The sequence below is a fragment of the Methanomethylovorans sp. genome (assembly GCF_041305605.1).
Taxonomy (GTDB): Archaea; Halobacteriota; Methanosarcinia; order Methanosarcinales; family Methanosarcinaceae; genus Methanomethylovorans.
Map to the genome: position 1 here is coordinate 1 of NZ_JBFYLB010000028.1, position 5,427 is coordinate 5,427.

At 43.3% G+C, this 5,427-nt stretch carries 5 protein-coding genes; 1 reads left to right on the plus strand and 4 read right to left on the minus strand.

Annotated elements, in window-relative coordinates; genetic code table 11:
- The 4 genes from ACCM36_RS02000 to ACCM36_RS02015 all read right to left on the minus strand — a co-directional run.
- Nucleotides 1-701, minus strand: a 701-nt coding sequence (locus ACCM36_RS02000) for an Mrp/NBP35 family ATP-binding protein (protein ID WP_370572037.1), incomplete at its 3' end; no start/stop codon positions are given.
- 55 nt (nucleotides 702-756) lie between these two features.
- Entirely contained in the window at nucleotides 757-1,092 is a 336-nt protein-coding gene (locus tag ACCM36_RS02005; protein ID WP_370572038.1) for a DUF134 domain-containing protein, read from the minus strand.
- A 241-nt stretch (nucleotides 1,093-1,333) separates the two neighbouring features.
- The gene (locus tag ACCM36_RS02010) at nucleotides 1,334-2,317 is read right to left on the minus strand and encodes a radical SAM protein (RefSeq protein ID WP_370572039.1); all 984 of its coding nucleotides are present in this window, start codon (nucleotides 2,315-2,317) and stop codon (nucleotides 1,334-1,336) included.
- Between the two features lie 36 nt (nucleotides 2,318-2,353).
- The gene (locus tag ACCM36_RS02015; protein WP_370572040.1) at nucleotides 2,354-3,064 is read right to left on the minus strand and encodes an MBL fold metallo-hydrolase; all 711 of its coding nucleotides are present in this window, start codon (nucleotides 3,062-3,064) and stop codon (nucleotides 2,354-2,356) included.
- Between the two features lie 174 nt (nucleotides 3,065-3,238).
- Between ACCM36_RS02015 and ACCM36_RS02020 the strand changes: the two genes are divergently transcribed.
- Nucleotides 3,239-5,173, plus strand: a complete 1,935-nt coding sequence (locus ACCM36_RS02020; protein WP_370572041.1) for a hydantoinase/oxoprolinase family protein — start codon at nucleotides 3,239-3,241, stop codon at nucleotides 5,171-5,173.
- Nucleotides 5,174-5,427 lie beyond the last annotated feature (254 nt).

Here is a 5,427-nt window from a genome sequence, read left to right on the forward strand (position 1 = left end):
GCAAGCACCGGCACATCAAAGTCCTTTGCTGCTTTTTCAACTCCGCCTTTACCAAAGATATCGATCTTCTCATCACAGTGGGGACAAATGATACCACTCATATTCTCCACTATGCCTATAACAGGAACTTTCAGCATGTGGGCGAAAGTAATGGACTTGCGCACGCTTACCAACGCCATGTCCTGAGGTGTGGTGACAACCACAGCTCCATCGATCTTTTCAATGAGCTGAGCGATGCTGAGGGGCTCATCACCTGTTCCTGGCGGCAGGTCAACGATAAGGTAATCAAGCTTTCCCCATGAAACATCTTCCAAAAACTGTTTTATAGCTGCCATCTTAGCTGGACCTCTCCATATTATCGGAGAGTCCTTATCTTCCAGTAACAGGGCAATTGACATCACTTTAAGGTTCTCTGTCACAGGTACAGGCACTATACCTTTCTCATCCACTTCAGGCCTTTTATCCTCTATCCCGAACATCTTGGGGATGCTTGGACCGTGGATATCACTGTCAAGCAGACCTACTTTGAAGCCCTTCTTAGCAAGCTGTGCAGCAAGATTGGCTGCAACAGTACTTTTCCCTACGCCTCCTTTCCCACTCATTACCATTATTTTGTTCTTAATGGCCCTCATATTAGTGATGAGCTTTGATTCCTGTGGCTTCTGGAGCAGATCCTGGGTTTTCTGAACTTTCTTGTCCATATTAATTCACCTGAAAAATAATTCAAATTTTGAAAGGATGGCCCTTACATCTGGCCTATGTTGATCTTCTGCAACCTTCATTTCCTGTTCCGACAGTGACATAATCTCCACCTGAGATCTCTATAGCTTTGCCGGTAGTCAGAGCAAAAGTGACTTTTCTTCTTGCACTTTGCAAGTCTTCCCAAAAGGCCCTCCTTGAGATTCCCATCTTAAGGGATGCATCTTCCTGTGTGAGACCCTCAAGATCCACAAGGCGCAGAGCCTCAAGTTCTTCCATTGCAATAGAAACTACCTCTAGTTCCTGTAGAGGCACTCCTCTGGGTTTAAAATAGATCACTTCTGGAGTAAGCTCCACACGTCGTGGGCACTTCGGACGTCCTCGCTCTTTCATAGCATTTTCTCACAAAGGCTATTAATTATATATAGTTTCCCATGGTTAAATACAACTATCAAATCATAATATGCACTACTAATTAGAGGGAATCTGTAGAAAAACTTGCTGCCATTATTATCCAGTAAAATATCTTATTAAAAGCCCTTTGAGCGGTACAATCTTCTACGAACAATCGGACTTCTGGCTTATGATCAAATCTAAGAATTAAAAATCCATCGTAACTACGATGTATGTGGTATCAAGCTGCTTTGTAATATGTCCCATTTTGAGATATGATACATATTATGTTGTTAGAGGATATGAGTTTTTCAATAATAGGAGCCAGCTCCGTACTTTGTATGCCAAGGGATGCACATATCTGCTCGAAAGTGCAAGGCCTTCTGAGTACAAGGTCATAGATTTCTTCTTCCACATTTTCGTGCTGCATGCTTGACCTTTCTCTTCTCAGGCCTTTAAGTACCAGTTTCACCTTGTCTCTTCCGAACTCTTCATCAAATCTGTGTGCTATTTCCTTTAACCGCATATCAGCTACCGGGACAATGAACTTCTCTGCAGGTGGCCTGCTAACGGTTAATATCTCTATCTCGTCCGGATCAATGGTTTTAAGGACCTCTATAAGTTTAGCGATCTCCTCATCTGTACAATTAACTGGATAGTCCTTTGTTGAATCAACAAGCATTACCTCTATCCCAAGTTTTGGACGCTTTTTTAGGTTTTTCATGTCCTGCAGCCCTTTTATGATATTATCAAGCCTTATACCGTCAGCAGGCCTGTTTATAGCTCTGAACGTATCTTCATCACCAGAGACAAGAGTAGCTACCACAAGATCTGCTTCAGCAAGGTTGTAACGAATATTCTCCCTGTCCACAAGAGAAGAATTCGTTAGCACACAGACCGGTTGCTTTGTAATCTGTTTTACTCCTCTGATCATCGCTCCAAGTCCGAGATTAAGTGTAGGTTCACAGGTACCTGAAAAAGTGATATAATCAAGGCTTTCTATATTCTTATGGAAAGACCCGATCCCTTCAACCACTTCTTGGATGGTGACTGCTCCCTCAACATCTTCCGGTCCTTTTATCTTATTATCCACATGTCCCAACTGGCAATAGACACAATCAAAATTACAATTCTTCTTTGTACCTGTCTTTTTAATCACATCGATGCCCAGTGACCTGCCAAGCCTTCTTGAAAGAATGGGACCATAGATTATTCTTGCGTTCATTTCTTCTATAACCACAGTATTACTGATGTGTATTATTTAAAGCTCCACAGAATATCCTGCAAAAATATCGACAAAAGCATCTGGATATTCTGTCCTGATCTTTTCCTTATGAACAGTACAATGACCGGCACCGATCAAATGCATGCCTTCGAATAGATCATATTCCTGGCTGTCGTGCAGACCACCCATGATACCGATCACATTACCAAACGAAGAAGCTGCACCCAATATTGCAGAGAGACCCGGATGTGCACAACCAGTAATAACGTAGAGTCCTTTACCGGAGTCGAGTACTAAGGACTGTTCTTTTATCTCTTTTCCAAGTTCTCCTGTCGTGTAGACGCTCTTACATATCTTCTGGGGTGTTTTTATCTCATACAACCGGGGATTTATAGAAAGATCCCCATCCGAAGACAGGACGGGAGCACTCGAATGCCTCCCACTTATTGAAATCTCTTTTTTCAGGTTCGGTGAAAAACTTGCTGGGATAAAGACATCTAGATCTGAATTCATATTAAGGAAAGTTGGAACACCGCCAATGTGGTCCCAGTGCTGATGAGATAACACAAGGATGTCGATATCTTCAGGAGAAAAGCCAAGTTTGTCCATATTCGCCAGAAGAACATGGCCATCCCAGCCAGTATCAAAGAGAATATTATGCTCTACAGTTTCAATTAAGCAAGAAAAGCCCCATCCACTGTTCAAACCTTCTTTTGCCTCATTATCGTAAACGACTGTTAGTTTCATCTTGACCCCTGATACCGTTATCATCTGCCGTATTGCGTCTTTTCATAAGGTAATACCAGATTTTGGCATGCCCTCTGCTATTAAACACATGTGAGAATAAATATATAACCTTATTTGAAAAAGGTTAAGTATAAACTCTCTATATAGAGATATTAGAAAAAAGGAGATAAAATTATGCATTACGGTCTTGGTATTGACACAGGTGGGACATATACAGATGCTGTCCTTTTGAGAGGATCAGACGGTGTGGTTGTAGATTCCAAAAAGGCATTTACCACCTATCCTGACCTGCAGATTGGCATAAGTGCAGTTCTGGACTCCCTTGACCAGGCACTGTTAAGCCAGGTCAACCTCGTGTCAGTTTCTACAACTCTTTCCACTAATTCATTGCTTGAAGGTACGGGGACTCCTGTGGGACTTGTGCTCATAGGGCAGCATCCTGCAGAACGGGAATTCCCTACTCCGGATTTTATAGTTGTGCCCGGCGGCCATGGTCCAAGTGGCGAGGAAGAAGTGCCCCTGGATATCAAAGCCATTAAAGAGTTTGGTTACAGAACAAAGGATAAAGTGTCAGCATATGCCATCTCAGCCTTCTTTGGTACAAGGAACCCTGAACATGAGCTGCAGGCTAAATACATGATACTGGAGATCACTGGTAAACCGGTTGTATGCGGGCACGAGCTTTCCCAGGAGCTGGGAGCCTATGAAAGAGCGGTGACTGCTGTTCTTAATGCTCAATTGATACCAATTACACATCGCTTTGTCAGCGCTGTGATGGCAGATATCAATAAAAGGGGCATCAATGCCAGGATGCTGATGCTCAAATGTGATGGTTCCGTATATAATCTGGAGGATGCTCTCGAAAAACCTATTGAGACTATTTTTTCCGGGCCTGCTGCGAGTCTTCTCGGAGCATCGTATCTTGCAAAACTTGACACCTGTGCAGCTATAGATGTCGGAGGGACCAGTACTGATGTATCTGCTATATATAATGGTGTTCCTGAGATAAGTGCTTCAGGTTCTGTGGTAGGTGGATGGAAAACACGGGTAAGGGCTATGAAGATGGAGACTTCGGCCACTGGTGGGGACAGCCATGTCTGGGTCACGGATGGAGAAATGAAGATTGGTCCCAGACGTGTTATTCCCCTATGTGTTGCCGCTATTGAGCACCCAGGCCTATTGCAGAAACTTAATCTTATGCGGCTGCTTCCCCGTAAGTCACTGGATGAGAACTACCAGCCTACCAAGTTCTTTGTAAGAACCAGATACGTGATCCATGGACTAAATATAGAGGAAGCTGAAATGCTGGAGCATATTGGAAGCGATCCGGTTAGCATACATGAACTTTATACATCCATGCATGCCATGCCTTCTGGAAAAGTAATGGATTCTCTTATACAGAAAAGACTAGTACAAGCTATCGGTTTTACACCCACGGACGCCTTGCATGTAAGGGGAGAATACACTGCCTGGAATGCAGATGCATCTCATGCAGGTGCTGAACTTCTCTCCCGCTACAACGGTAGAAAAAAATATGAGTTCTGTACCCATGTGAAAGAACATGTGGCAAAGAATATGGCCCACAGCCAGATGGCTTTTCTTTTACCTGAAAGGTCCAAGCCCCTTGTTGACGAACTGCTTAGTGGCCTGTATCCGGCAAAGTTCAGCCTGAAATTGCCTATTGTATTGCTGGGAGGTCCCGTAAAAGCATATTCTGAGGAAATGGCTGAACTCCTGGATGCTGATATTATAGTCCCGGACCATGCAGAAGTGGGGAATGCGGTGGGAGCTCTTGCCGGGAAGGGGGTCAAAAGAGTCGAGGTGCTGATTATGCCCGTGTCCATTGAGAAACCTGCAGAGGATTTTCTTATTTTTTATCCTGGAGGAAGGGAACATATCGTAGATTATAGGGAGGCCTTTGAAAGAGCAAGGCAGATCGGACTGGAGATGGTACTTGAATATGAACAACGTTGTGGTGTCAACAAAGAAGAAACACAGGTGAATATATCTGTAAAGAACATTGCACCGGATAACTGGCCTCATCCACCCCTGGAGACCAGGATCACCGTTGTGGGCGTGGGCGATCCTATGATGATAATAAAGGAATGAAAGGGAAACAAATAGAGATTTTTGCAGGAAGAGGGATGCTTCATACACGATATGAACAGTACCATCGCCCTTAAGAATTAAGCCATAGAGATCGGTTCTGTTTGATTAGTACAGCATTATAGAGATATCTAAGTATAGTAAGTGAGGAATGGTTTCTTTTTTGTAAATTTATAAATGTTCTAATGTCCACCTAGATGCAGTAAATTGATGTTGCTAAGTTTAAAAGAGATGATGATAAAGAATGCTATTGACAT